The following is a 26,103-nucleotide window of genomic DNA, read 5'->3' as shown; positions in this document are numbered from 1 at the left end:
GGCAGCGGTGCCGCCTCTCCCTGAATGTCATCTTCTTGATAAAAAGATGACATTTGAACTATAGAAATGAAGGGCAATCAACGGTCAGGGGGTTATCCCTTGCACCGTGTCGTGCAGGTGTCTGCGGTCTTGGTTAGACGCGCGAGATATGGCGTTTGCTACCCGCGACACGCTCGACTTTGTCTTCCCGCATCAGCAACCCCAAGATGCTGTACGACAAGTAATCTTTGGAGCCACCGCCGTAATCACTGCGCAGGCCCAGCAAGCTGGCAACGTCTGAATTGCTCACCCCTTGGGGATTGGCGCGGACAAAGTTCAACACCGCTTCTTTGAGCAAACTCAGCCCCATCTGTGCGCGTTCTTGGGCACCCGTCGGTACCGTGATCGCCGTACGCTGTGTGCGCGATAAGCCTGATGGCATCACGCTGTTGGTCAACGGGCCTCCACTGTCTTCGGTGCCGAACGCGGCAATCAACTCCGCTTCAATCTTGAGTGACTCTGCTTCGGTCAAGTGCTGCACCAGCACTTCGACCAGAACCTTTGCCCCGCTTTCCACAATGGCCTGAATGCGCAGACCCTTGCGGGTGCTGTCAGGTTGGAGCAGGTGGTCAGACGAGCGGGTAGCCCGTACCTTTGCCAATATAAAAAGCCTGGGCGGGCGATGAGCGAGGGTCTTTGAGTGCGTAAACGTAGTAAGACTTGGCCTCGCTCATGCTGGCTCCTGGTGGGGTTAAGTGCGTGCAAGCACTGACTGTATTGCTTGCCCGGTGTGCGTGCCCAGGGCCACCACCTCTTCGGGGGTGCCGGCGGCCATGATGCGGCCACCGCCGCTGCCGCCTTCGGGGCCCAGGTCGATGATCCAGTCGGCCTCGGCGATCACGTCCAGGTCGTGCTCGATGACGATCACGCTGTGGCCGCCGTCCACCAGGCGGTGCAGCACGCGGATCAGCTTGTCCACGTCGGCCATGTGCAGGCCCACGGTGGGCTCATCCAGCACATACAGCGTGTGGGGCGCCTTGTTGCCGCGCTTGGTGATGTCGTCGCGCACCTTGGTCAGCTCGGTCACCAGCTTGATGCGCTGGGCCTCGCCGCCGCTCAGCGTGGGCGAAGGTTGGCCCAGGGTCAGGTAGCCCAGGCCCACGTCCTTCAGCAACTGCAGCGGGTGCGCGATGCTGGGCATGGAGGCGAAGAACTCTACGGCCTCGTCCACCTCCATCTGCAGCACGTCGCCAATGCTCTTGCCGCGCCAGGTGACGGCCAGCGTCTCGGGGTTGAAGCGCGCGCCGTGGCAGGTTTCGCAGGGCACCTTCACATCGGGCAGGAAGCTCATCTCGATGGTGCGCATGCCCTGGCCTTCGCAGGCCGGGCAGCGGCCTTCGCCGGTATTGAAACTGAAGCGCCCCGCGCCGTAACCACGCGCCTTGGCCTCCAAAGTATCGGCAAACAGCTTGCGGATGGTGTCCCAGAAGCCGATGTAGGTGGCAGGGCAGCTGCGCGGGGTCTTGCCGATCGGCGTCTGGTCCACCTCCAGCACGCGGTCGATGGCTTCCGTGCCCCAGACGGCTTCGCAGCCGACCAGCGCTGGCGTCTGGCCCGCTTGCGCCGCTTCGCGGCCTGCCTTGGTGCTGCGCTGGCTGACCAGCGCGGCCACATTGGTCAGCAGCACATCGCGCGCCAGCGTGGATTTGCCGGAGCCGGACACGCCGGTGATGGCCACCAGGCGTTGGAGGGGCACGCTGGCTTCGATGTCCTGCAGGTTGTGCAGGTTCGCGCCATTCACCACCAGCCAGTGCAGCGGGCCGGTGGCTTTGCTGGGGTTGGCCAGCTCGGCATTCAGGGCGGCGCTGTCGGCGGCCAAGGCGGCGGCCGCATCGGCTGCGATCTGCTTTTTAGTACGTTTTTTGGGTTTTCCGCTGGCTGCATCTGCGCTGGCAGCTTCTGTTTGGATAGCGGCTGCATCCGCCACGCCATGCACTGCACGGCGGGCTTGGAAGGGGTGGCGCATGGCATGCAGCAGGTAGCGGCCGGTTTGCGAATCGGCGGCGGCCATGATGTCGGCCGGCGTGCCCTGGGCCACGAGCTGGCCGCCGCGCTTGCCGGCGCTGGGGCCGATGTCGATCACATGGTCGGCACGGCGGATGGTGTCTTCATCGTGCTCCACCACCACCAGGGTGTTGCCCTTGTCGCCCAGCTTGTGCAGGGCGTTGAGCAGGATGTGGTTGTCGCGCGCATGCAGGCCAATCGTGGGTTCGTCCAGCACATAGCACACGCCCTGCAGGTTGCTGCCCAGCTGCGCTGCCAGGCGGATGCGCTGCGCCTCGCCGCCGGACAGCGTGGGCGCACCCCGGTCCAGGGTCAGGTAGTTCAGCCCGACTTCCTCCAGGAATTCCAGGCGGCCCAGAATTTCCGGCAGCAGGTCGCGCGCGATGTCGGTTTCGCGGCCGCTTGTCGTCAGTTGCTGGAACCACTGGCGCAGCGCGCTGACCGAAAGGCGGGCCAGTTCGGTGATGCTCTTGCCGTGGAAGCGCACGGCGCGGGCGCGGGCGTTCAGGCGCGTGCCTTCACAGGTTGGGCAGGTGCATTCCTCCAGGTCTTCGACCTCGTTGGCGGTCAGCGTCAGCTCACGCCCGCGGTTGTCCTCGGCCAGGGTGCTGTCGTCGTAGACCTTGCGTTGGTCCTTGGTCAGCTTCACGCCCGTGCCCACGCAGTCGGGGCACCAGCCGTGCTTGCTGTTGTAGCTGAACAGGCTGGGCTCCAGCTCGGCATAGCTGGTGGCGCAGACCGGGCAGGCGCGCTGGGTCGAAAACACCTGCAGCGTGCCCACGCCCAGACCTTGCCCGGGGGCCGCGATGGCGGCTTCGAGGTTGTCGATGCCGGCCAGCACATGCACCACGCCCTTGCCGATCTCCAGCGTCTTGGCCAGTTGGGCGCGCAATTCCTTTTCATTCGCCGCCGTGACCTTGACGCTGGCCACGGGCAGTTCGATGGTGTGTTCCTTGAAACGGTCCAGGCGCGGGAAGCCCGTGGTTGGCAGGAAGGCGCCGTCCACGCGCAGGTGTGTGTAGCCCTTGGGGCGGGCCCAGTCGGCCAGCTCGGTGTACACGCCCTTGCGGTGCACCACCAGCGGGGCCAGCAGGCCGATGTGCTGGCCCTTGAACTGGGTCAGCAGCTGGGCGGCAATGCGTTCGGGCGTTTGCGGCTCCACCGCCGCGCCGTCGTGCACGCAGTGCTGGGTGCCCAGCTTCACGTACAGCAGGCGCAGGAAGTGCCAGACTTCGGTGGTCGTGCCCACGGTGGACTTGCGGCCACCGCGCGACAGGCGCTGTTCGATGGCCACGGTGGGCGGAATGCCCCAGACGGCATCGACCTCGGGCCGGCCCGCGGGCTGGACGATGGAGCGCGCATAGGCATTCAGCGATTCCAGGTAGCGGCGCTGGCCTTCGTTGAACAGGATGTCGAACGCCAGCGTGGACTTGCCGGAGCCGGACACGCCGGTCACCACATTGAACTTGCCGCGCGGGATGTCGACGCTCAGGCCCTGGAGGTTGTGCTCGCGGGCGTTGACGATTTCAATAGCGTTTTTGGCTTCTTGCGCTTTGTGGGCGGGCGCTGACAGCTCTTTTTTATAGAGCATGGGTGCCACTTCGGCCACCAGTTGGCCGCCCACGCCCATGGCCAGGTCGTACTCGCGCAGCGCCTGCGCGGTGTGCGAGCCCTTGACCTGGCGCACGTCCTCGGGCGTGCCCTGGGCCACGATCTGGCCACCGCCGTCGCCGCCTTCGGGGCCCAGGTCGATCAGCCAGTCGCTGGCGCGGATCACGTCCAGGTTGTGCTCGATGACGATCAGGCTGTGGCCCGCCTCCAGCAGCTTGCGCAGCGCGCGCATCAGCTTGGCGATGTCTTCAAAGTGCAGGCCGGTGGTGGGTTCGTCGAACAAGAACAGCGTGCCCTTGCGCGCAATCTTTTGCTTGGACTTGGAGGCGGTCTTGGCCGCTTCGGCCAGAAAGCCCGCCAGCTTCAGCCGCTGGGCTTCGCCGCCCGACAGCGTGGGCACGGGCTGACCCAGCTTCACGTACTCCAGGCCCACATCGACGATGGGCTGCAGGGCGCGGATCACCTCCTTGTCCTGGGCGAACAGCAGGGCCGCTTCGGCCACGGTCAGCTCCAGCACATCGGCCACGTTCAGGGCGCGGCCCTCGCGTTCCAGGGTGATTTCCAGAATCTCGGCGCGGTAGCGGCTGCCGTTGCAATCCGGGCAGCGCAGGTAGACGTCGGACAGGAACTGCATCTCCACGTGCTCGAAGCCCGAGCCGCCGCAGGTGGGGCAGCGGCCATCGCCGCTGTTGAAGCTGAACTTGCTGGCCGTGTAGCCGCGCTGGGCCGACAGCGGGGCCAGCGCAAACAGCTCACGCAGGCTGTCCCAGGCGCCCACGTAGGACACGGGGTTGGAGCGCGCGGTCTTGCCGATGGGGGACTGGTCCACGAACACCACGTCGGCCAGGTGGTCAGCGCCCAGCAGACGGTCGTGCAGGCCAGGGCTGTCGGTGGGCTTGCCAAAGTGGCGCAGCAGGGCGGGGGCCAGGATGTCCTGGATCAGCGAGGACTTGCCGGAGCCGGAGACACCGGTGATGGTGACCAGGCGTTGCAGCGGGAAGTCCACGTTGAGGTTTTGCAGGTTGTGCTGGCGCGCGCCTTCCAAAATCAGGCGCGGGGTGGCTTCGGTCACCATGCGCTTGACGCCAAAGCCCACCTGCTTGCGCCCGCCCAGGTAGGCGCCGGTCAGGGTGTCGGCGCGCTTGAGTTCCTCGGGCGTGCCGTCGAAGACGATGTTCCCGCCCTTCGCGCCGGGGCCGGGGCCCATGTCGATCATGCGGTCGGCGGCAAACATCACGGCCGGGTCGTGTTCCACCACCACCAGGGTGTTGCCGGCATCGCGCAGGCGGTGCATGGCCTGGGTGATGCGCTCCATGTCGCGTGGGTGCAGGCCGATGCTGGGCTCGTCCAGCACAAACAGCGTGTTGACCAGGCTGGTGCCCAGCGCGGTGGTCAGGTTGATGCGCTGCACCTCACCGCCACTCAAGGTGCGGCTTTGCCGATCCAGTGTGAGGTAGCCAATGCCCACGTCCACCAGGTACTTCAGGCGCGTGCCGATCTCTTCGTTCAGCAGCTTCAGCGCCTGCAATTCGCCCTCGGCCAGCCCGGTCTGGTTGCCCAGGTGCAGGCTGTCGAAGAAGCTGCGCAGCCGCGTGATGGGCAAGCGCATTAGGTCGTGCAGGCACAGGCCGGGCAGGGCCTCGAGCTGGGCACGGCTCCAGGCCACGCCGGTGGGCATAAAGCGCTGTGCAGGGGGCAGCACCGCATCGGCCTGCGCCTTGCTGCCGATGCGCCACAGCAGGCTTTCGGTCTTCAGGCGTGCGCCGGCGCAGGTGGGGCATTCCGTGTAGCTGCGGTACTTGGACAGCAGCACGCGGATGTGCATCTTGTAGGTCTTGGTTTCCAGGTACTCGAAGAAGCGGCGGATGCCGTACCACTGCTTGTTCCACTGGCCCTTCCACAGTGGCGAGCCTTCAATCACCCAGTCCTTCTGTTCCGGGGTAAGCTTGCTCCAAGCGATGTCGCGCGGGATGCCTTCGGCCTCGGCATGGCGCATCAGGTCGTCCTGGATCTCCTTCCAGCCGGGCGTCTGGATGGGCTTGATGGCCCCGGTGCGCAGCGTGAGCTTGTCGTTGGGAATCACCAGGCCCCAGTCCACGCCAATCACGCGGCCAAAACCCCGACAGGCGTCGCAGGCGCCCACGGCGGAGTTGAAGGAGAACAGCGACGGCATGGGCGCGGTGTAGCTGAGGTTGCTCTCGGGGCAATGCAGGCCCTGCGAGAACTTCCATTCGTAAGCCTCGCCCTCCTCGGGCATGACGTACACGGTCAGGTGGCCGTTGCCGCGCTTGAGGGCGACCTCGATGGCCTCCATGGCCCGGGCGCGCTCCACGCGGCTGAAGCGGAAGCGGTCGGCCACCACGTCCAGTACTTTGATTTTTTCGGGGGGCGTGGCCTTGGCTTTCTTGCCTTTGGCGGGTTCTTCTGCGGGGGCGGCACGTTCGACTTCCCGCTCGGCCTGCACCTTGGTGAAGCCGCTGGCCGACAGCCATTGCGCCACTTCTTCCGGCGAGGTGTTAGCGGGCAACTCGACCGGGAAGGTCAGCGCAATGCGCGGGTCGCCCGCAGCTTCGCAACGCTGCTGCAGGGCGGCCAGAATCGTTTCGTGGGTGTCGTGCTGCACAGGCAGCGCGGTCTGACGGTCGAACAGATGGGCGGCGCGCGCAAACAGCAGTTTGAGGTGGTCGTTCAACTCCGTCATCGTGCCCACGGTGGAGCGGGAGTTGCGCACCGGGTTGGTTTGGTCAATCGCAATCGCCGGGGGCACGCCTTCGACCTTGTCCACGGCCGGTTTGTCCATGCGGTCCAGGAACTGGCGCGCATAGGCACTGAAAGTTTCCACGTAGCGGCGCTGGCCTTCGGCAAACAGGGTGTCGAACACCAGGCTGGACTTGCCCGAGCCGCTGGGGCCGGTGACGACGGTCAATTCGCCCGTGTTGATGTCGAGGTCCACGTTTTGCAGGTTGTGCTGGCGGGCGCCACGGATGCGAATCAGGCCTTGGGTCATGGTGTGCGTAGGGGAAGCAAAAACAAAGCGGCCAATCATTCTAGGCAGGCGGTCGTCGCAAGGCGGTCGGCATGGCGAATGCGCATGCAGTTTCTGCTGGTAAACAAAAAGGGCTTGCCGTGGCAGGCAAGCCCTTGCGTGGGAGCTGCTCCGCAGCGGTGCAAATTATTTGCGCTTGGTTTCCAGCGCCCGGTTCAGGCCGAGTGCCAGCAAGGTGCATATAGCCCCTGAGAGCAAGTACCCGCCAACTGCCATGGGTCCAAAGCGCGAAGACAGATACAACGCAACCAAAGGAGCGAAAGCCGCGCCGAGCAACCAAGCGACATCGGCGGAATAGGCCGCGCCAACAAAGCGGTATTTGCGTGAAAAGTTGGCAGTGACCGTCCCCGAAGATTGCCCGTACGACAAGCCTAGCAGCGTGAAGCCGACCAGGATGAACACGTTTTGCCCTGCGGTGCCACCATGTAGCAGCATGGGGGTGGCAAAGCTGAAGAGGCCGATGAGCACCGCCATGGCGCCCAAGGTATTGCGGCGGCCAAAACGGTCAGCCATCCAGCCTGAGAGCACGACGGCAGCGCAGGCAATCAACGCACCGAGCACCTGTACCCCCAAAATCTGCGTGACCGAGGCCTCGCCGTACAGCATCATCCAGGACAGGGGAAAGACCGTCACCAGGTGAAAGAGCGCAAAACTGGCCAGTGCCGCCAAGGCGCCCAGAAAGACATTGCGACCTTCGCCGCTGCGAACCATTTCAAACGGTGCGGAAGGCGTTAGTTCCATGGAGTGGAACTGCTGGGTATAGGCGTCATCGGCCACCAACCGCAGGCGGGCAAATAAGGCCACAACGTTGATGGCAAAAGCGACGCAGAACGGGTAGCGCCAGCCCCAACTGATGAATTCTTCGTGCGAGAGTTGGCTGTAGATAAAGCCAAAAACCCCTGCGGCGACGATAAAACCAATCGGAGCGCCGAGTTGACCAATCATGGCCCACCAGCCGCGTTTTTCTGTGGGAGCGTGCAGCGCCAGGAGTGAGGGCAAACCTTCCCAGGAGCCACCCACCGCCAGGCCTTGGGCGATACGCAGGCCCATCAGCCACCAGATGGCCTGCACGCCAATGCTGTCATAGCTGGGCAGCAGAGCAATGCCTACCGTCGCGCTGCCAAGCAGAAAAAGCGCAATCGTGAGTTTGGCGGCCATGCTCCAGCGGCGCTGTATTTCCATGCCAATGAAGGTGCCCACCGGGCGGGCGATGAAAGCCAGTGCGAAAACTGAAAAGGCTGCCAGCATTCCTTCCAGCGGGGACAAGAACGGGAAGTACACATAAGGAAACACCAGCACGCAGGCAATCCCGAAGACGAAAAAGTCAAAGTACTCAGAGGCTCGTCCGATGATGACGCCGGCGGCAATTTCTCCTGGGGTGATGTCTTCGCTGTGGTTCGCCGCAGCAAGCTGCCGGTCCATGGATGCCGCATCCATAGGATGGGGGGTGTGTGCAAAGCTAGTCATAGATGCATCGCTCCTGGGGAAACAATGCACCACTTGTACGCCGCTTGATGCAGGTCAACAAGCGAGTTTTATCCGGCGCCTCTGTAGGAGAAGGGTTTGTTGCTACGGCAAAGCGACCCTAAAGGCGCAAAGACCCCGGCCAAAGCGGGGTGTTGGGTGTGGCTGGATTGCCCCAAGTTGGGGGTGGTCTTGACATTTATCAAGAGCTTTTTCTTATTTCAGTATGTCCTGAAAAATCAAGGATTTAGACATTCTTTGACGGAGGTCTATTGACAGCTCGGGGTGCTGGTTTCCTACGTAAAGACATCACACGGCACTGCGTTGACCAGCGTCAAGAAGCAAGAAGATGGTGGACCGGAGTAAATTCAGCAGGTTTTGTAATCCGCGTTTACACCTAACAACGCGCGTTTTTCGCGTTCAAAGCATGCCTAAATCCACGGAAACTCGCGGGCCAGTCTGGCTCGCTGCCGCGGCACTGCTTGCCACCCTTACCGGTTGCAGCAAGGCCGTCGTGCTTAATCCCGCTGGGGATGTTGCTGCTCAGTCCGGCGACTTGGTGGTGACTGCCACCTTGCTGATGCTGATCATCATCGTCCCTGTGATCCTGCTGACTTTGCTGTTCGCCTGGAAGTATCGCCAGACGAATGCCGAGGCCGAGTACGACCCTGAGTGGCACCACTCGACCGCCTTGGAGCTGGTCATTTGGAGTGTGCCCCTGATCATCATCATTGCGCTGGGCGCACTGACGTGGATCAGCACGCACAAGCTGGATCCTTATCGTCCGCTGGACCGTATTTCTGCGAGCAAGCCGTTGGACCCCAACGTCAAGCCGCTGGAAGTGCAAGTCGTGGCACTGGACTGGAAGTGGATGTTCATTTACCCCGAGCAAGGAATTGCTACGGTCAATGAACTGGCTGCGCCTGTGGATCGTCCGATCCGCTTCAAGCTGACCGCCTCGCACACCATGAGTGCGTTCTACGTGCCCGATCTGGCCGGCATGATCTATGCCATGCCCGGCATGCAGACCGAGCTGAATGCCGTGATCAACCAAGAAGGCGTCTTCAAGGGTTTGAACTCGCACTACAGCGGTGCAGGCTTCTCGGGCATGACTTTCAAGTTCCATGGCCTGAGCAACGAAGGCTTTGACGCTTGGGTGCAAAAGGCCAAGGATGAAGGCCAGGAGCTCAACCGTGTGTCTTACCTGGATCTGGTCAAGCCCAGCGAGCGCCACCCCGTCACCCGTTTCTCTTCCGTGCAAGAAGGTCTGTACGACCGCGTGCTGAACATGTGCGTGGAAGAAGGAAAGATGTGCATGCACCACATGATGGCCATCGACGCTGCAGGCGGCGCGGCTTACATGAAGAAGGTGGGCCTGAACCTGCCTGACGATGTGTGCTCGGTGGAAAACGCAGACCGCGTGGTGGCCCTCCTGGACCAGCGCGATTCCCAGGGTGCTGTGGCACAGCAATAAGCAAGGACGGCGGCCTTGAGGCGCTTCGGCGCGTCAGGCGGCCACTGAAAGAGACACAACTATGTCTGGACAAACAACGCTGCCCCACGATCCGCTGATTGGGCGGATCAGCTGGGACTCCATACCGATGGCGCATGAGCCCATCGTGCTGTGGACCTTTATTGCCGTGGTGCTCGGCGGCCTCGTAGTGATGGCCGCACTGACCAAGTTCAAGCTGTGGGGCCCCCTGTGGCATGACTGGATCTGCTCGATCGACCACAAGAAGATCGGCATCATGTACATCATTCTGGGTATCGTCATGTTGCTGCGCGGCTTTGCCGACGCGGTGATGATGCGTATCCAGCAGGCCATGGCCTTTGGTGACAACCTGGGCTACCTGCCTCCGCACCACTACGACCAGATCTTCACGGCCCACGGCGTGATCATGATTTTCTTTGTGGCCATGCCTTTGGTCACGGGTTTCATGAACTACCTGATCCCGCTGCAGATCGGCGCACGTGACGTGTCCTTCCCCTTCCTGAACAACTTCTCCTTCTGGATGACCGCCACCGGCGCCATCTTGGTGATGGTGTCGCTGTTCCTGGGTGAATTCTCGACCTCCGGCTGGTTGGCGCTGTCTAACTTGGGCAACCAAAATCCGGGAGTGGGTCTGGATTACTACATCTGGGCGCTGCAGTTGTCGGGTGTGGGTACGACGCTCTCGGGTATCAACCTGATCGTCACCATCATCAAGATGCGTGCCCCTGGCATGAATTTGATGAAGATGCCTGTGTTCGTGTGGACTTCGCTCTGTACCAACGCGCTGATCGTGGCTTCGTTCCCGATCTTGACCGCAGCCCTGGTGCTGATGTCGATGGACCGCTACTTCGGCACCAACTTCTTCACGAATGAGCTGGGCGGCAACCCCATGCTGTACGTGAACTTGATCTGGATCTGGGGCCACCCTGAGGTCTACATCCTGATCTTGCCTGTGTTCGGCATCTTCTCCGAAATTGTGGCCACCTACTCCAAGAAGCGCCTGTTCGGCTACACCTCCATGGTGTACGCGACCGTGTGTATCACGGTGCTGTCGTGGCTGGTGTGGTTGCACCACTTCTTCACGATGGGATCGGGTGCGGCGGTCAATACCTTCTTTGGTATCACCACGATGATCATCTCGATCCCTACGGGCGCGAAGATTTTCAACTGGCTGTTCACCATGTACAAGGGCCGCATCGAGTTCAAGCCTCCGATGCTGTGGACCATTGGTTTCATGTGCACCTTCGCCATCGGCGGTATGACGGGTGTGTTGCTGGCCGTGCCTCCTGCTGACTTTGTGTTGCACAACTCGCTGTTCCTGATTGCGCACTTCCACAACGTGATCATTGGTGGCGTGGTGTTTGGTTTGCTGGCTGGTATCAACTACTGGTTCCCCAAGGCATTTGGCTACAAGCTCAACGAGTTCTGGGGCAAGGTGTCCTTCTGGTGCTGGTTGGTGGGCTTCTGGGTTGCCTTCACGCCGCTGTACATCCTGGGTCTGATGGGCGTTACACGCCGTGCCAACCACTTTGATGACCAATCGCTGCAAATCTGGTTTGTGATCGCTGCCGTCGGTGTGGCCATCATTGCCTGCGGTATCGGTGCGTTCTTGCTGCAATTGGTGGTGTCGTACTTCCAACGCAATGCCAACCGTGACGTTACGGGCGATGCATGGGGTTCTGGCCGTACGCTGGAGTGGGCAACTTCTTCGCCACCTCCTGTGTACAACTTCGCCAAGACACCGGTGGTGCATGAGGTGGACGCATGGTGGGACATGAAGAAGCATGGTTATCAGCGCCCCACATCGGGCTTTGAAGACTTGCACATGCCCAAGAACACCGGCGCTGGCTTTGTGATCTCCATGATTGCCATGGTGCTGGGTTTTGCCTTGATCTGGCACATCTGGTGGCTGGCCATTGTGTCGTTCGCTGGCGTGATCCTGTCCACGATCATTCACACCTTCAACTACAACCGCGACTACTACATCCCTGCAGCTGAAGTGCAGGCGACAGAAGACGCACGTACTGAGCAGCTTGCACGCCATGTCTAATCACACTATCTCTGTGGGTCAGCGCGAGTACCATCCCGCGCACGAACCCCATCCAGAAAACGGCACCTCGCTGGGCTTCTGGCTGTACCTGATGAGCGACTGTCTCATCTTCGCGGCACTGTTTGCCACGTATGGCGTGCTGGGTCGCAGCTACGCCGGTGGCCCCACCGGTGCTGAGCTGTTTGACCTGAAGCTGGTGGCCATCAACACGGCCTTCCTGCTGCTGTCGTCCATCACGTTTGGCTTCGCGTTGATTCAGCGCCAAAAGGGCAATTTGGGCGGTACCCAGCTGTGGCTGGGCATCACCTTCTTGTTCGGCCTGTCGTTCCTGGCGGTAGAAATCTATGAGTTCTATCACCTGTACCACCTGGGTGCGACCATCCAGACCAGCGCCTTCCTTTCATCGTTCTTCACGCTGGTGGGTACGCACGGTCTGCACGTGACCTTTGGTCTGATCTGGCTGATCGTGCTGATGATCCAGTTGAACAAGCACGGTATCACCCGTGAAAACACCCGCCGTCTGATGTGCCTGTCCATGTTCTGGCACTTCTTGGACGTGGTGTGGATCGGCGTGTTCACCTTTGTGTATCTGATGGGGGTGCTGTAAATGAGTGCACACAATATGCATGCGGATCACCACGATCACCATGGTGAAGAGGAAGTGCACGTCACCACCGGTGGCTATGTGACGGGCTTCATCCTGGCTGTCATCCTGACCGTGATTCCTTTCTGGTTGGTGATGGGCGATGTGATCCAAGACCGTTCCACTGCCGTGATGGTGCTGGGCTTGTTTGCCGTGGTTCAAGTGGTGGTACACATGTACTTCTTCTTGCACATGAACGGCAAGATCCAAGGTGGCTGGACCATGATGTCCACCATCTTTGCGGTGGTCTTCGTGGCCATTACCTTGGCGGGCACGCTCTGGGTGATGTTCCACATGAACACCAACATGATGCCCAAGCACACGGAGTTGCCTGTGCTGGCACAGCCTGCAGCCCCTGCCGCCGTTGAAGCCACCGAAGCAACGCCTGCGGTGGATGCAGCAGCCCCTGCGGCACAGCAGCAACCGGCTGAGGCCGCTCACCCCGGTCACAGCAGCAAAGAATGACGGTGCAAACCCCGGGAGGGCGCCAGCCCTCCCGCTCCACCTTCACGAAGGCGATCCTCGCAGTAGCGGGCATCGCCCTTTTTTTTGCGTTCATCAGTCTGGGCACCTGGCAGGTACAGCGCCGCGCCTGGAAGCTGGACTTGATTGAACGGGTGAACGAGCGGGTACACAGCCAGCCCGTCGCCGTACCTGCACAGCCTGTGTGGCCCCAGGTTACACCCGAAACCCACGAATACCTGGCCGTGCAAGCGCAAGGCCAGTGGATGGAAGGGCGCAGCGTGCTGACGCAGGCAGTGACAGAACTGGGCGCGGGCTTTTGGCTGGTGACGCCACTGCTGCAAGCCGATGGCACACAACTGCTGGTCAACCGGGGCTTTATCCCTGCCGAGCAGCGCAAAGCATGGCAACAGCGCATTGCAGTGGCCCCCAAGTCTGCGGCGGGCGATGAGGTACAGGTGGTGGGCTTGCTGCGCTTTAGCGAGCCCCAAGGCGGTTTCATGCGCGACAACGCCCCGGAGGAAGACCGCTGGCATTCGCGCGATGTGTCTGCCATTGCCAAGGCCAAGGGGCTCAAGCAGGTTGCACCGTTTTTTGTGGACCAAGGGATACCCGGGCAAACCACGGAACAGACGTGGCCGCGCGCGGGGTTGACGGTGATCCAGTTCACCAACACCCATGCGGTCTATGCGCTGACGTGGTACGGCTTGGCGCTGATGGTGCTGGTCGCTGCGTGGCTGGTGGTGCGCCACGAGCGGCGCAAACGCATGCCATAAGCGCGCAGTCAGCGTCGCGCAAGGGGTTCGCAGGGCTGCTTGCTCGCACACATCAAAAAGGCCGCATATGCGGCCTTTTTTTGGGTGAGGGATGCGAATAGCAGTTGACAGCAGCTGATGGCTTTGATAAGTTTCGATAGTTTTATAGTTTTTTCATAGCTGCTAGCGCTTGATAGATAAGCGCTAGAGCCTGATTTGATGCTGAAAACTGCGGGCGCCCCGCTGGCGCCGAATCGCTTTAAAAAGCGATGTAGTGGTCAATCAGCAGGGCTGCGAATACGCCGCTCAGGTGAATCAGCGAGAAGCGGAAGGTGGTGCGGGCCAGGGCGTCCGAGTAGTTCAGCCACAGGCGCAGGGCATACCAGCTAAAGCCCAGGCACAGGGCCGATGCCACGGCCAGATAGAACCAGCCGCTCATGCCAAAGATCACGGGCAGCAGGCAGCCCGCAAACAGCACCAGGGTGTACAGCAGGATTTGCAACTGCGTGTACTTGGGACCGTGGGTCACGGGCAGCATGGGCAGGCCCGATTTTTTGTAATCTTCCACGCGGTACAGCGCCAGGGCCCAGAAGTGGGGTGGCGTCCACAGGAAAATGATCAAGAACAGAATCAGTGCTTCGGGGCCGACATTGCCGGTCATGGCCGCCCAGCCCAGCACGGGCGGCATGGCGCCCGATGCGCCGCCAATCACAATGTTTTGCGGTGTGGCTGGCTTGAGTACCACGGTGTAGATCACGGCATAGCCAATGAAGGTGGCCAGCGTCAGCCACATGGTCAGCGGGTTGGTAAAGGCCAGCAAAATGGCGGCGCCGGTGATGCACAAAATGGCGGAGAACGCCAGCGCCTGCTGGGGCGACAGCTCGCCCTTGGCCGTGGGGCGCCAGCTGGTGCGCTTCATCTTGGCGTCAATGTGGCGCTCTACCAGGCAGTTAAACGCTGCCGCGGCGGCCGAGACGAACCAGATGCCCAGGCAGGCCACGGCCATATCGCCCAATTGCGCCAGGGTGGGCACGCCGGGCACGGCCAGCACCATGCCAATCAAGGCGCAAAACACAATCAGCTGTACCACGCGGGGTTTGGTCAGGGCGTAGAACTGGCTCCAGCGCGAGCCTTGGGTATCGGTCAAAGTTTGTGCGTTCATGCAGCAATGCTCCGCGCGCCGTGGGGCGCATTGTGATCTTCTTGCAGCGCTAGGGCGCTGCGGGTACGTGTGGCAGCCAAGGCCCAGGTCATCACGGTGACCAGGGCGGCTGCACCGCCGGTGTGCAATACCGCGGCCAGCAAAGGCCAGTCCAACACCACGTTAGACAGGCCGGTGGCAAATTGCAGTGCAATCAGGCCCAGCAGCCACTTGCGCTGGCTGGTCAGTGCGGGCTGTTTGCGCAGCGCATAGACCAGCAGCAGCACCGCGGCAATCACCGCATAGGCGGCCAGGCGGTGGATGTAATGGATGGCAGTCAGCGCCGCAAAGCTGATGGTGGTGCCATCAGAGAGCAGGCCCAGCGGGCGCCAGATGTCTGCAGCTTGGGCAAAGTTCATCTCAGGCCACCAGCTGCCATTGCAGTCGGGGAAAGTGCTGCAGGCCAGCACGGCGTAGTTGGTGCTGACCCAGCCGCCCAGTGCGACCTGGATAAACAGCAAGGAAAATACGGCCCACAGCGCATTACGCAGCGGTCTGGAGATGGGGGCGGGTGGCTGCTGCAGCACCGCCTGCTGGTGGCCTACGGCCTGCACGCACAGCAGCACCAGCAGGAACAGGCCGCCCAAGAGGTGCAGGGTCACAATCGCCGGAAACAGTTTCATGGTGACGGTGAGTGCGCCAAACGCGCCTTGCACCAAAACCCAGAACAGCGTGAACGTGGCCCATGCAGGGTGGCGCGCGCCGCGCAGCGGGGCTTGGCGGTGCTCGCGCCAGGCCAGCACGGTCAGCGCGATGATGAGTACCCCCACCATGGTGGCCAGGTAGCGGTGAATCATCTCCACCCAGGCTTTGCTCAGCGTGACAGGGCCGGTAGGCATGGCGGCTTCGGCCATCGCGATTTCGTGGCTGGCGCCCAAGGGGCTGGCGTTGCCGTAGCAGCCGGGCCAGTCGGGGCAGCCCAGGCCGGAGTCGGTCAGGCGGGTGAAGGCACCAAACATGACCAGGTCAAACGTCAGAAACAGGGTGAGCAGGCCCAGCGCCTGCAAGCGGCGTGCGCTGCCTGCACCGCGGTTGCGCCGCCACACCCACAGCAGGGGGGCCAGGGCGATGAGGGCGCCCAAGGCCATCAACTCCAGCAGTGGCGCTAAATCGTAAAGAGGCTGTTCGCCCATCAGCACTCCTCAAGCAATGGCTGAAACATGTCCGACGAAGATCTGGCAACCCCGTATGCACAAGGGGTGTCAGAGCAGAAGTCTCCGAATGGCCCGCAAAGCGGGCGAGCCTCCTTGTCTGGCGCAAGGGTGGCTGGGGTGATCGTTCAGCCGGTACAGGCCACAGATTTGCACGGCACCTTGGGAGTGGCTATTGGGCAAAACCTTGATCTGGCGCAGATTTTATATTTGCACTCTGTGCTCTGCAGGCATGGGCTGCAAAGCCGCCATCTGCGGGTGCGGTCTTAGCTAGAAAACAGGAGCAGCTAGCGCAAGTAAAACAAGCACTTGCATATCAAAAGTATCTGAAATGCTTGCAATCAATGCGCTGCCAGCTCCTGTTTCTAGAAAAAGGCTATTGGTTGGCTTGTGCCAGCAAGCGTGGTAGGTCGGCCATGTCGTCAAAAACGTGGGTGGCACCGGCTTGCAGCAACTGCTCGGGGGTGGAATGGGCGTTGATCGGGGGGCAGTAGCCCCAGACGGTGGCGCCCGCGCGCACGCCTGCGGTCAGGCCGGGCACGGAGTCTTCAATCACCAGACAGCGCTGCGGCGCGATGTCCAGCGACGCTGCAGCAGCCAGGTACACATCGGGCCAGGGCTTGGTGCGGGGTAGATCGTGGCCGCTGAACACATGCGCGCCGAAGAAAGGCAGCATGCCCACTTTTTCGAGCTGCATGATGACTTTGGGCTTGTCCGCGCCGCTGGCCACGGCAATCTTTCCATTCAATTGGTGGTGCACGGTTTGGACAGCATCCAGCGCGCCCTCAATGGCCACCAGCTCCGCGCGCAGGCGGGCATTGCGGCGTTCGTAAAACTCGGCCATCCAGGCATCGGTCAAAGGTTGGCCGGTTTCGGTTTCGATGCGTGCGGTTTCGCTGCGCACGGTTTTACCGATGAAGATGCGCATGCAGTCGTCTTCCGACAGTACCCAGCCCGATTCGTTGAGCATGCCGTGCAGCACGCGGTTGGTAATGAGTTCGCTGTCCACCAGCACGCCGTCGCAGTCGAACAATATGGCTTCAAATTGCATAGCTATCAGCGCAAGCTGGGCAAGCGCTAGAGATTGAAAATTCTTAAAACTGATCGCCGTCTACATAGAACCAGCGGCCGTCTTCGCGCACAAAGCGGCTGCGCTCATGCAGGCGCACCGCGCGGCCAGCAATGCGAAAACGCGCCACAAACTCCACTTCGGCGGTGTCGGCCCCCGTAACCTGAAAGTTTTTGACTTGCAGGCCCAGCCACTTGGCTCCGGCTTCAAAGTCCAGCGCTGCAGGGCGCTGGCTGGCATGCCATGTGGCCAGCAGATAGGGCGCATGCTCCAGCACAAAAGCGCTGTAGCGCGAGCGCATCAGGTGCTCGGCATCGGGGGCAAGCGTGGTGTCAAAGTGCTCCACAAAGCGTGCGCAGCAATCTGCGTAGGCCAAGACGTGGCCTTTGGGGTGGGTGCGCCCGCAAGGGCAAGCGGCGCTGGGCAGCAAAAGCATGGGGGAGTGTATGAAAAGCAGGGCGAGCCCGATTCTGTGCCAAAAAATGACCTCCTGCGGCGGCAGGGGCTGGGCGAGGTTGACGTTTACGTCAATAATCGCGGCCATGAGCAAGACGACACCCGCCCCCCAGACCTATTCCATCAGCGATTTGGCGCAAGAGTTTGACCTGACGACCCGCGCCATCCGCTTTTATGAAGACATGGGCCTGCTGCAGCCCACGCGCCAAGGCGCAGGCGGGCGCACCCGCGTGTACAGCCCGCGTGATCGCACGCGCTTGCGCCTGGTTTTGCGGGGCAAGCGGCTGGGGCTGTCGCTGGTGGAAGCCAAAGAAATCATCGACATGTATGACAGCCCGCGCGACACCAGCGTGCAGCTGGAGCGATTTTTGCAAGTGCTGGGCAAACACCGCCAGCAAATGGAAGAGCGCATGGAAGACCTGCAAGCAACGCTGGAAGAGGTGCGTGCGCAAGAAAAAGAAGCCAAAGCACTGCTGCGCAAACTTACCAAGCCAAAAGCTGCATAATTGACGTTAACGTAAAAGGCGTAATGCCAAAATTCCATAACGCTCAGGAGACAACATGGCCGGTTTTGACGCTTTGCAGCGCGTGCAAGAGAGCTTTGCTTTGCAGGGTGCCATGCAGACGCTGGGCGCCCAGATCACGCATTTGGCGGCAGGTGCGGTGGACATTGGCTTTGACTGGGCGCCGGGGCTGACGCAGCAGCATGGCTTTATCCACGCAGGCATGCTGTCAGCGGCGCTGGACTCGGCCTGCGGCTACGCCGGATTCAGTCTGATGCCCGAGGGCGCCGGGGTGTTGACCATCGAATTCAAGATCAACCTGCTGGCGCCGACGCAGGGCCAGCGCTTTCGCTGCGAAGGCCGGGTGCTCAAACCCGGTCGCACCATCGTGGTGACAGAAGGGCGCGCCTACGCCATCGACAACGGCCAAGAAAAACTCTGCGCCACCATGCAGTGCACGCTGATGGCGGTGCACGGGCGCGAAGGTATCGCGGGCAAATAAAGCGCTGCACAGACAGCCGCCGCCCACCCACTAGCACACAAGGAGACAAGACCATGAACAATCTGCCGGGCCTGAACTTTCAGCTGGGTGAAGACATTGACGCGCTGCGCGATGCCGTGCGGGAATTTGCACAAACCGAGATTGCGCCGCGCGCGGGGGAGATTGACCGCAGCGACCAATTCCCCATGGATGTCTGGAAAAAATTTGGTGAACTGGGCGTGCTGGGTATCACCGTGCCGGAGCAGTATGGCGGCGCCAACATGGGCTATCTGGCGCACATGGTGGCCATGGAGGAAATCTCGCGCGCCAGCGCCTCGGTGGGCCTGAGCTACGGCGCGCACTCCAACCTGTGTGTGAACCAGATCAACCGCAACGGCACCGAAGCGCAAAAGCAAAAATACCTGCCCAAACTGATTTCTGGCGAGCACGTGGGCGCGCTGGCCATGAGCGAGCCGGGCGCGGGCTCGGACGTGATCAGCATGAAGCTCAAGGCCGAGGACAAAGGCGGCTACTACCTGCTCAACGGCAGCAAGATGTGGATCACCAACGGCCCCGATGCCGACACCTTGGTTGTGTACGCCAAGAGTGAGCCTGAAATGGGCGCACGCGGCGTGACAGCCTTCCTGATCGAAAAGGGCATGCCGGGCTTCAGCATTGCGCAAAAGCTCGACAAGCTGGGCATGCGCGGCAGCCACACGGGCGAGCTGGTGTTCCACAACGTCGAAGTGCCTGCGGAAAACATTTTGGGTGGCTTGAACAACGGTGCCAAGGTGCTGATGAGCGGGCTGGACTACGAGCGCGCCGTGCTCACGGGCGGGCCGCTGGGCATCATGCAAAGCGTGATGGACAACGTGGTGCCCTATATCCACGACCGCAAGCAGTTTGGCCAAAGCATTGGGGAGTTCCAGCTCATCCAAGGCAAGGTGGCCGATATGTACACCGTGCTGCAGGCGGGCCGCTCGTTTGCCTATACCGTGGCCAAAAATCTCGACATGCTGGGCACCGACCACGTGCGTCAGGTGCGCAAAGACTGCGCCAGCGTGATTTTGTGGTGTGCGGAAAAGGCCACCTGGATGGCCGGTGAGGGCATCCAAATCTATGGTGGCAATGGGTATATCAACGAATATCCATTGGGCCGTTTGTGGCGAGATGCGAAACTCTACGAGATTGGCGCTGGCACCAGTGAGATCCGTCGCATGCTGATTGGCCGTGAGTTGTTTGCGGAAACTTGCTAAGACGGGCTGGCAGTCCAGCGCTGTTTTTCAACGAGAAAGGAATGCCACATGACTACCACTTCCATCGATGAACTGTTTGTCCACAACAAAGAATGGGCAGCCCAGATGGAGTGCGAACGACCCGGGTTTTTCACGGGATTGATGGCACAGCAAAAACCCCGGTACATGTGGATTGGTTGCTCTGACAGCCGCGTGCCTGCCAACCAGATCACGGGCTTGGAGCCCGGTGAAGTGTTTGTGCACCGCAATGTGGCCAACGTGGTGGTGCCCAGTGACCTGAACTGTTTGTCCACCATCCAGTACGCGGTGGATCACCTGAAGGTGGAGCACCTGATGGTGGTGGGCCACTATGGCTGTGGCGGCGTGCTGGCGGCGTTGGAAGGCATGCGTCTGGGTCTGGTGGACAACTGGACCCGCCATGTGCGCGATGTGCGTGACAAGCACTATGAACTGATCATGGCCACGCCGGTGCAGCACCGCCACGATGTGCTGTGCGAGCTCAACGCCATTGAACAGGTGGTGAACGTTGCACAAAGCACGGTGATGCGTGACGCTTGGGCGCGTGGCCAGCAGGTGTCGCTGCATGGCTGGTGCTACAGCCTGAAAAACGGCTTGATCACCAACTTGGAAATGACAGTCCCCGGCGTCGGTGGCTTGCATGAAATTCACCAAGAAGCGGTGAAAAAAGTCGCAGAGCGTCAGCGCGGCTGAGGTCGCAGCGCATGCCATAGCCTGTAGCAGCAAGAAATTTCACCATGTTTCCCCAGCGACTGGATGCTCCACAGGCCTATGACATCGCCCAGGCGATGATGGATGGCGTCAACCGCCACTATCAGCGGTTTCGGGCGGCCACCCAGGCGGCCAAAGGCTACTTTGAGCAGGCCGACTGGGCGGCGCAGCAGCGCGCCCAGCGCGAGCGCATGGCCTTTTACGACCAGCGGGTGCAGGAGTGTGTGCAGCACCTGACCCAGACCTTTGCGGCGGACACCCAGCCCATGGCCGTGTGGCAGCAGGTCAAGCTGCATTACATCGGCCTGATGGTGGGGCACTTGCAGCCCGAGCTGGCAGAGACCTTCTTCAACTCGGTCACCACCAAAATTCTGCACCGCACACACTTTCACAACGACTTTATTTTTGTGCGGCCCGTGGTCAGTACCGAGTATCTGGATGTGCCCGGTGCCCCTGCCTTTCGGGCGTTTTACCCAGGCAGTCTGGATGCGTTAGTGCCTACGCTGCACAGCGTGATGGGGCACTTTGCGCTGCATGCCAAGTTTGAAAATTTGGGGCGCGATGTGACCTTGCTGGCCGCACGCATTCGCCAGCGGCTGCAAGGCCTGACGCTGCGCGCCAATTTGCAGATTCAGGTGCTCAGCAGCTTGTTTTTTCGCAACAAGGGCGCCTATGTGGTGGGCAAGATCATCACCGGCTACACCGAGATTGCGCTGGCTATTCCCATCTTGCACACCAGCGATGGCCGAGGTCTGGTGCTGCACGCGGTGTTGTTCGACGAGGAAGACTTGCACGGCCTGTTCAGCTTTGCGCGGGCGTATTTCATGGTGGACATGGCCGTGCCCAGTGCCTATGTCGAGTTTTTGCACCACCTGATGCCACGCAAGCCGCGCGGCGAAATCTATAGCGCCCTGGGCTTGGCCAAGCAGGGCAAAACCATGTTTTACCGTGATTTGCTGCACCACCTGCGGCACAGCACGGACAAGTTTCGCATTGCCCCGGGTATTCAGGGCCTGGTCATGCTGGTGTTTGACCTGCCCAGCTTTCCCTACGTGTTCAAGCTCATCAAGGACCAATTTCCCGCGCCCAAGGAAACCACGCGCCAGGAGGTGCAGGCCAAGTACCGCCTGGTCAAGCTGCACGACCGCGTCGGCCGCATGGCCGACACCATGGAATACAGCCTGGTAGCCCTGCCGCTGGAGCGCTTTGCGCCCGAGCTGTTGCAGGCGCTGCAAACCCAGGCGGGCAAGCACGTGGAAATCAGTGACCGCGATGGCGATGGGCAGCTGGAAGTCATCATCGACCACCTCTATATCGAGCGCCGCTTGCTGCCGCTGAACATGTTCCTCAAAGAGTGCATGGATGCGGGCCTGGAGCATGCGGCACCACGTGCAGCGCTGGAGCGTGCGGTGCTGGAGTACGGCAATGCCATCAAAGACTTGGTGGCCGCCAACATCTTTCCGGGCGATATGCTGTGGAAAAACTTCGGCGTGACCCGCGGCGGCAAGGTGGTGTTCTACGACTACGACGAGATTGAATACCTGAGCGACTGCAACTTCCGTGCGGTGCCCCCGCCGCGCAACGAGCAAGAAGAAATGAGCAGCGAAATCTGGTGGCGCGTGGGTCCCAAGGATGTCTTTCCCGAGACGATGGAGCCATTTTTGCTGGCCCACCCGGCGGTGCGCGATGTGTTCATGCGCTACCACGCCGATTTGCTCACCCCCGATTTCTGGAAGGCACACCAGGCGCGCATTGCGCAAGGCCATGTGCACGATGTTTTCCCCTATGAGCGCAGCCGGCGGCTGCTGCCCGACGTGGTGCATTAGCGCATCACCCGCGGTACGTTGTTTGATGGATTGGCACAGATTTACACCACAAGGAGACTTTGATATGCCCCAACACCAAGACCCCGTTGTTATCGTCAGCGCCGCGCGCACGCCCATGGGCGCTTTCCAGGGCGATTTTTCCGATCTGGCCGCCCATGACTTGGGCGGTGCAGCCATCCAGGCCGCGGTAGCGCGCGCCGGCATTGCCCCCGAGCAAGTCGAAGAAGTGCTGTTTGGCAACTGCCTGATGGCAGGCCAGGGCCAGGCCCCAGCGCGCCAGGCCGGCTTCAAGGGCGGCCTGCCCCAGAGTACGGGCGCCGTGACGCTGTCCAAGATGTGCGGCGCAGGCATGGAAGCCACCATCCTCGCCCACGACCAGCTGATTGCAGGCAGCCGCGATGTGATGATTGCCGGCGGCATGGAAAGCATGACCAACGCGCCCTACCTGCTGAAGAAGGGCCGTGCGGGCTACCGCATGGGCCACGACAAGGTGTACGACCACATGATGCTCGACGGCTTGGAAGATGCGTACGAAGCCGGCCGCAGCATGGGCACCTTTGGCGAAGACTGCGCCGCCAAATACCAGTTCACGCGCGAGCAGCAAGATGCCTACGCGATTGCCAGCGTGCAGCGTGCACAGGCAGCCGCACAAAGCGGTGCGTTTGATGCCGAAATCACGCCTGTCACCGTCAAAACCCGCAAGGGCGAAGTCACCATCAGCGTCGACGAAGGCCCTGCCAAGGCCAAGCTGGACAAGATCACCAGCCTGAAGCCTGCGTTCAAGAAGGACGGCACCATCACTGCAGCGTCAAGCTCCAGCATCAACGACGGCGCGGCCGCCATGGTGCTGATGCGTGCCTCCACCGCCCAGGCGCTGGGCTGCAAGCCGCTGGCCAAGATCGTCGGCCATGGCACGCACGCCCAGGCCCCCGAGTGGTTCACCACCGCCCCCGTGGGCGCGACCGAAAAGGCGTTGAAGAAGGCAGGATGGACCGTGGAAGACGTCGACCTGTGGGAAGTGAACGAAGCCTTTGCCGTGGTGCCCATGGCGCTGATGGCCGAGCTGAAGGTGCCGCACGACAAGGTCAACGTGCACGGCGGCGCCTGCGCGCTGGGCCACCCCATCGGGGCCAGCGGTGCGCGCATTCTGGTCACGCTGATTCATGCCCTGCAGCGTCATGGCAAGAAAAAAGGCCTGGCCACGCTGTGCATTGGCGGGGGCGAAGGCACGGCCATGGCGATTGAGCTGCTGTAAAAAAGAGAGCTTCTGGCGCTTATTCATCCAGCGCTAGAAGCCTATTTCGTACCAAAGGGAGTCGGCATGGCAACGGTCTTGGTCATCGGGGCATCGCGCGGCATTGGGCGTGGCGTAGTGCAAGCCTGTTTGGAGCGCGGCGATCGCGTGATCGCCACCGTGCGCAAAGCCGACGATGCGCAGGCCCTGCGTGCTGCCGGGGCTGAGGTGCTGGTGGTGGATGTGGCGCAGCCTGCCAGTGTCAGCGGGCTGGCCTGGCAGCTGGATGGGGTGGAGCTGGATCAGGCGTGGTACGTGGCCGGTGCCTGGGATGGCGCCAGCGCCCACACCCCGCCCACGCAGCAAGATTTTGACCGCGTTATGCACACCAATGTGCTGGGGTTGATGCAGGTGCTGCCACAAGTGATGCCGTGTGTGGAAGCCGCTGGCGGCACCATGGTGTGCATCAGCAGCATGATGTCGCGCCTGTCACAGGCCGAAAGCGGCGCCTGGCTGTACCGCACCAGCAAAGCAGCGCTCAACATGGTGGTGGCCTGCGCCCAAGACGCATGGAAAAGCACATGGGTGGTGGCGATGGACCCGGGCTGGGTGCAGACCGACATGGGCGGCCCAGGCGCGCTCATCACCGTGGAGGAATGCGTGCACGGCATGCTGGCCACGGTGGCGCAACTGGATGAGGCCGACAAAGGTGCCTTGGTGCGCTATGACGGCCACCGCTGGGAAGATTGGTAATTAAAACCATAGCTGCTTGCGCTTGATTTATAAAGATTTCAAAGTGTTTTTGCATTAAAAGCTAAACACACAGCGCGCAAGCAGCTCTCTTTTTAAAAAGACAAGGAGACAAGATGCTGTTGAGCGAAGACCAACAAATGATCCGCGATGCCGTGCGCAGCTTTGTGCAGGCAGAAATCACGCCGCACGCCGCCCGCTGGGACAAAGAGCATCATTTCCCGAAAGATGTGCACCAAGGCTTGGCCGCGCTGGGTTGCTATGGTCTGTGCGTGCCGGAGCAATACGGGGGGGCAGGCTTGGATTACGTCACCCTGGCCGTGGTGCTGGAAGAAATTGCCGCTGGTGATGGTGGCACCAGCACCGTGATCAGCGTGACCAATTGCCCGGTCAACGCCATCCTCATGCGCTATGGCAGCGAAGCGCAAAAGCAGCAGTGGCTGACCCCTTTGGCTCGGGGCGAAATGCTGGGCGCGTTTTGCCTGACGGAGCCGCATGTGGGCTCCGATGCCTCGGCATTGCGCACCACCGCCACCAAAGAGGGTGGGGACTACGTCATTCACGGCGTCAAGCAGTTCATCACCAGCGGCCAAAACGGTGACGTAGCGATTGTGATTGCGGTGACGGACAAAGCGGCAGGCAAGAAAGGCATGAGTGCCTTCCTGGTGCCCACCTCCAACCCCGGCTATGTGGTGGCTCGTCTGGAAGACAAGCTGGGTCAACACAGCAGCGACACGGCGCAAATCAACTTGGACCACTGCCGCATTCCGGCCGAGAACCTCATTGGAGCCGAAGGCGACGGCTACAAGATTGCGTTGAGCGCGCTGGAAGGGGGGCGCATTGGCATTGCTGCCCAAAGCGTGGGCATGGCACGCGCGGCGTTTGAATGCGCGCTGCAGTACAGCAAAGAGCGCGAGAGCTTTGGCCAGCCCATCTTCAACCACCAGGCGGTGGGTTTCAGGCTGGCCGATTGCGCCACGCAGATTGAAGCGGCCCGCCAGCTGATCTGGCACGCCGCCAGCCTGCGCGATGCCGGGCAGCCCTGCCTGAAGGAGGCAGCCATGGCCAAGCTGTTTGCCAGCGAGATGGCCGAGCGTGTGTGCAGCGCTGCGATCCAGACACTGGGCGGCTATGGCGTGGTGAGCGACTTCCCCGTGGAGCGCATTTACCGCGATGTGCGGGTGTGCCAGATCTACGAGGGCACCAGCGATGTGCAGAAAATTCTGATTCAGCGGGCGCTGGCCTGATCCGGTGCGCAGCCACTCAGGTGGCTGTGTGCCGTGCTGTTGGCCCCACGGCTCACCGCACATGGCACGGCCAATCGCTATGAGGCAGCGTGGCTCAGGGCTCCAGGTCGATGGTGAAGCCGCGCAAGTGGCGCGGGGTGGCGCGTGGCAGATCCAGCTGTACATCCGCCATGCGCTGCTTGATAAATAGGGTGGGCACCGCGAAGGCATGGGCCAGCTCTTCCCAATTGCGGGCTTGCATGGTTTGCACGGCGTAGCGCAAGGCCACTTCGGGCAAGAGCAAGCGCAGCGCAAAGTCATTGGCTTCAGCCATGTGGCGCAGGCCAAAGTCCAGGCGAAAGTCTGTGCTGATATGGATGGCCTGGGTCATGCCGGGGCGCAAATGGTGCAGCGCGACGTGTGCCAGCGCGTGGGCCACGACATAACGCTGGTGCACGCTGGGCAGGCTGGACTGCAGGGCGATGTGCGCCTGATTGTCGGTAGCAATCGACAACACAGCACTGGCAGGCAGATCGGGTTGCAGCTGTAAGCGCACCCCCATTTGCCTGGCGATGTGCGCTACGTTCACGGGAATGGATTGATCCCAGTGCAGCTTGAGGATGCCTTCTGCCAACAATGCCATGGGCGGCATTAT

Annotated in this window: 20 protein-coding genes and 1 pseudogene; 13 read left to right on the top strand and 8 right to left on the bottom strand. The window is 61.4% G+C overall.

What is annotated here, in order from left to right:
- Positions 1 to 133: 133 nt before the first annotated feature.
- The 3 genes from QEP12_RS15025 to QEP12_RS15015 form a co-directional block, all read right to left on the bottom strand.
- Positions 134 to 640, bottom strand: a complete 507-nt coding sequence (locus QEP12_RS15025) for a GIY-YIG nuclease family protein (RefSeq protein WP_284214751.1) — start codon at positions 638 to 640, stop codon at positions 134 to 136.
- 90 nt (positions 641 to 730) lie between these two features.
- Positions 731 to 6,661: an excinuclease ABC subunit UvrA gene (gene uvrA, locus QEP12_RS15020; RefSeq protein ID WP_284214750.1), complete on the bottom strand. Its 5,931-nt coding sequence runs from the start codon at positions 6,659 to 6,661 to the stop codon at positions 731 to 733.
- Between the two features lie 165 nt (positions 6,662 to 6,826).
- Positions 6,827 to 8,167, bottom strand: a complete 1,341-nt coding sequence (locus tag QEP12_RS15015; protein WP_174862395.1) for an MFS transporter — start codon at positions 8,165 to 8,167, stop codon at positions 6,827 to 6,829.
- Between the two features lie 424 nt (positions 8,168 to 8,591).
- Here QEP12_RS15015 and cyoA point away from each other — a divergent pair, with 424 nt between their 5' ends.
- The 5 genes and pseudogenes from cyoA (at position 8,592) to QEP12_RS14990 (ending at position 13,587) form a co-directional block, all read left to right on the top strand.
- Positions 8,592 to 9,638, top strand: a complete 1,047-nt coding sequence (gene cyoA / locus QEP12_RS15010) for a ubiquinol oxidase subunit II (protein ID WP_219163664.1) — start codon at positions 8,592 to 8,594, stop codon at positions 9,636 to 9,638.
- A 127-nt stretch (positions 9,639 to 9,765) separates the two neighbouring features.
- The gene (gene cyoB, locus QEP12_RS15005; RefSeq protein ID WP_246253951.1) at positions 9,766 to 11,706 is read left to right on the top strand and encodes a cytochrome o ubiquinol oxidase subunit I; all 1,941 of its coding nucleotides are present in this window, start codon (positions 9,766 to 9,768) and stop codon (positions 11,704 to 11,706) included.
- Positions 11,699 to 12,313, top strand: coding sequence for a cytochrome o ubiquinol oxidase subunit III (gene cyoC, locus QEP12_RS15000; RefSeq protein WP_284214749.1), 615 nt, complete (start codon positions 11,699 to 11,701; stop codon positions 12,311 to 12,313). The genes cyoB and cyoC overlap by 8 nt, the downstream gene beginning before the upstream one ends.
- A pseudogene (cyoD, locus tag QEP12_RS14995) lies at positions 12,314 to 12,694 on the top strand (cytochrome o ubiquinol oxidase subunit IV); the annotation flags it as partial. It lies immediately after the preceding gene.
- Positions 12,695 to 12,810: 116 nt separating this feature from the next.
- On the top strand, positions 12,811 to 13,587 hold the full coding sequence (locus tag QEP12_RS14990; RefSeq protein WP_174862403.1) for an SURF1 family protein: 777 nt from the start codon (positions 12,811 to 12,813) through the stop codon (positions 13,585 to 13,587).
- Positions 13,588 to 13,825: 238 nt separating this feature from the next.
- Here QEP12_RS14990 and cyoE read toward each other — a convergent pair whose 3' ends face one another.
- From cyoE to QEP12_RS14970, 4 genes are all read right to left on the bottom strand, one after another.
- Positions 13,826 to 14,815, bottom strand: a complete 990-nt coding sequence (gene cyoE, locus QEP12_RS14985) for a heme o synthase (protein WP_370893569.1) — start codon at positions 14,813 to 14,815, stop codon at positions 13,826 to 13,828.
- Positions 14,725 to 15,900 carry a COX15/CtaA family protein gene (locus QEP12_RS14980; protein WP_284214748.1) on the bottom strand — a complete coding sequence of 392 codons (1,176 nt, stop codon included), beginning with the start codon at positions 15,898 to 15,900 and terminating at the stop codon, positions 14,725 to 14,727. Before QEP12_RS14980 ends, cyoE begins: the two co-directional genes overlap by 91 nt.
- Positions 15,901 to 16,294: 394 nt before the next feature.
- Positions 16,295 to 16,969, bottom strand: coding sequence for an HAD family hydrolase (locus tag QEP12_RS14975; RefSeq protein ID WP_284214747.1), 675 nt, complete (start codon positions 16,967 to 16,969; stop codon positions 16,295 to 16,297).
- Between the two features lie 43 nt (positions 16,970 to 17,012).
- Positions 17,013 to 17,423, bottom strand: coding sequence for a YchJ family protein (locus tag QEP12_RS14970; RefSeq protein ID WP_284214746.1), 411 nt, complete (start codon positions 17,421 to 17,423; stop codon positions 17,013 to 17,015).
- A 106-nt stretch (positions 17,424 to 17,529) separates the two neighbouring features.
- On the opposite strand from QEP12_RS14970, the gene QEP12_RS14965 reads away from it, so the two are divergent.
- From QEP12_RS14965 to QEP12_RS14930, 8 genes are all read left to right on the top strand, one after another.
- A complete protein-coding gene (locus tag QEP12_RS14965) occupies positions 17,530 to 17,949 on the top strand; it encodes a MerR family transcriptional regulator (RefSeq protein ID WP_284214745.1) in 420 nt (139 codons plus the stop codon).
- A 55-nt stretch (positions 17,950 to 18,004) separates the two neighbouring features.
- Positions 18,005 to 18,448 (top strand): PaaI family thioesterase, encoded by a 444-nt coding sequence (locus tag QEP12_RS14960; protein ID WP_284214744.1) that lies wholly within the window; start codon positions 18,005 to 18,007, stop codon positions 18,446 to 18,448.
- A gap of 53 nt (positions 18,449 to 18,501) precedes the next feature.
- Complete coding sequence (locus tag QEP12_RS14955; RefSeq protein ID WP_174862401.1) at positions 18,502 to 19,683, top strand: isovaleryl-CoA dehydrogenase; 1,182 nt, start codon at positions 18,502 to 18,504, stop codon at positions 19,681 to 19,683.
- 48 nt (positions 19,684 to 19,731) lie between these two features.
- On the top strand, positions 19,732 to 20,394 hold the full coding sequence (gene can / locus QEP12_RS14950; RefSeq protein WP_174862402.1) for a carbonate dehydratase: 663 nt from the start codon (positions 19,732 to 19,734) through the stop codon (positions 20,392 to 20,394).
- Positions 20,395 to 20,438: 44 nt separating this feature from the next.
- Positions 20,439 to 22,238, top strand: a complete 1,800-nt coding sequence (gene aceK / locus QEP12_RS14945; protein ID WP_284214742.1) for a bifunctional isocitrate dehydrogenase kinase/phosphatase — start codon at positions 20,439 to 20,441, stop codon at positions 22,236 to 22,238.
- Positions 22,239 to 22,302: 64 nt separating this feature from the next.
- The gene (locus QEP12_RS14940) at positions 22,303 to 23,493 is read left to right on the top strand and encodes an acetyl-CoA C-acyltransferase (protein ID WP_284214741.1); all 1,191 of its coding nucleotides are present in this window, start codon (positions 22,303 to 22,305) and stop codon (positions 23,491 to 23,493) included.
- 66 nt (positions 23,494 to 23,559) lie between these two features.
- On the top strand, positions 23,560 to 24,225 hold the full coding sequence (locus QEP12_RS14935; RefSeq protein WP_284214740.1) for an SDR family oxidoreductase: 666 nt from the start codon (positions 23,560 to 23,562) through the stop codon (positions 24,223 to 24,225).
- 113 nt (positions 24,226 to 24,338) lie between these two features.
- On the top strand, positions 24,339 to 25,469 hold the full coding sequence (locus QEP12_RS14930; protein WP_284214739.1) for an acyl-CoA dehydrogenase family protein: 1,131 nt from the start codon (positions 24,339 to 24,341) through the stop codon (positions 25,467 to 25,469).
- 94 nt (positions 25,470 to 25,563) lie between these two features.
- Here the strand turns inward: QEP12_RS14930 and QEP12_RS14925 are convergent, their stop codons facing one another.
- Entirely contained in the window at positions 25,564 to 26,091 is a 528-nt protein-coding gene (locus tag QEP12_RS14925) for an ImmA/IrrE family metallo-endopeptidase (RefSeq protein ID WP_284214737.1), read from the bottom strand.
- Positions 26,092 to 26,103: the final 12 nt, after the last annotated feature.

This window comes from Comamonas jiangduensis (assembly GCF_030162955.1).
In the GTDB taxonomy this organism is placed as follows: Bacteria; Pseudomonadota; Gammaproteobacteria; order Burkholderiales; family Burkholderiaceae_C; genus Comamonas; species Comamonas jiangduensis.
The sequence above is the reverse complement of the archived record's forward strand: the minus strand, read 5'-3'. Positions and strand labels throughout refer to the sequence as shown.